This is a genomic window from Neobacillus thermocopriae (assembly GCF_010975035.1).
GTDB classification, from domain to species: domain Bacteria; phylum Bacillota; class Bacilli; order Bacillales; family Cytobacillaceae; genus Neobacillus; species Neobacillus thermocopriae.
In genome coordinates this window covers 1-1,457 of sequence record NZ_JAAIUV010000052.1, presented here as the reverse complement: position 1 = coordinate 1,457, position 1,457 = coordinate 1, and the positions used below count along the sequence as shown (strand labels likewise).

The following is a 1,457-nucleotide window of genomic DNA, read 5'->3' as shown; positions in this document are numbered from 1 at the left end:
TGATGCTAGTATAGTTTCATGGACACAACTAAGTTAAGTTTTTTGTAAATCTGACCATACTAGGTATAGAAAGGTTGTGTCCAAATGGTAAACAAAAATACAGGTAAAAAATATAATGCGGATTTTAAAAAGACAGTTGTCGATCTTTACCACTCAGGCAGCTCAGTTAAGGACTTAAGTAGCGAATATGGCGTTTCTGAAGTAACAATTTATGCATGGATTAAGAAATTCACTCCTATAAAAACAGAGGACGGATCCACTGTAACAGCGGATGAAATTGCAAAAATGAAAAAACAGATGCTCCGTCTTCAGGAGGAAAATGAAATCTTAAAAAAGGCTATGGCCATATTCGCAAAAAAGTAAGTCTTACCGAGTTAACAAAGGTGATAGAACAAAATTCAGATCAACATTCCGTCCAAATGCTTTGTGATGTGCTGGATATTCCTAGAAGCACTTATTATGATACGTTGAATAAAACCGAATCGAATCGTGAACGAGAAAACAGAGAATTAACCCAACGAATAAAAGAAATCCATTCAGAAAGTAAACAGCGTTATGGTGCACCTAAGATCCATTATATTCTAGGTGAAGAAGGTTACCAAGTGAGTATCAAGCGTGTGCAACGTTTGATGAAAAAGGCTGGTATCCAATCTATTGTGACGAAGAAATTTAGACCAACACCTAGTAATGAAAAAGTTGTAGAGCGAGAAAACGTTCTGAAACGGGACTTTTCAACAACTACTATGAATGAAAAATGGGTTGGTGACATTACTTATATTCATACACTAAAAGATGGTTGGTGCTACTTAGCTTCTGTATTGGATTTACACACAAAGAAAATAGTTGGATACTCTTTTTCACGATCAATGACAACGGATTTAATTACAAAGGCTTTGGAAAATGCTTATCAAACACAACAGCCACAAGATGGGTTGATCTTTCATTCTGACCTAGGTTCACAATATACCAGCGATGAATTTGCGAAGGTCATTGAATCCTATAATATGACACATTCCTTCAGCCATAAAGGCTCACCGTATGACAACGCCTGTATTGAATCGTTTCATGCGATTCTTAAGAAAGAAGAAGTCAATCATGTTCAATATTTTGATTTTCATTCAGCTAAAATAGAGCTTTTTAAGTATATCGAAGGTTGGTATAATCGCAAAAGAATACATGGAAGTATTGGTTATAAAACACCACAAGAACTGGAAAACGAAATTTCCAGCAGCACGGCCGCATAACTCATATAATGTTCAGTCGCACGGCTTGATATGGAGTTGCGGGCATGATAGCCTCGTCTGGCAAGCCAGCATTGTTTTATATAAGTTGGCTTCCTGGCATAGAACTCATGCCCGCCGAGGCTCCATGTCAAGCCACGAAAGGTAACTGTAATTTAAATTAGAAAGTGGTTTGGAATTTAATTTATTTGTGTCCGGAATATTGACGTAGGTCCA

Annotated in this window: 1 protein-coding gene; it reads left to right on the top strand. The window is 37.0% G+C overall.

Annotation, left to right across the window (positions count from 1 at the left end; genetic code table 11):
* Nucleotides 1-84: 84 nt before the first annotated feature.
* A protein-coding gene (locus G4Z05_RS16280) for an IS3 family transposase (RefSeq protein WP_163252835.1) occupies nucleotides 85-1,244 on the top strand; the annotation gives its coding sequence in 2 pieces (ribosomal slippage) (nucleotides 85-325 and nucleotides 325-1,244; 1,161 coding nt in all).
* Nucleotides 1,245-1,457: the final 213 nt, after the last annotated feature.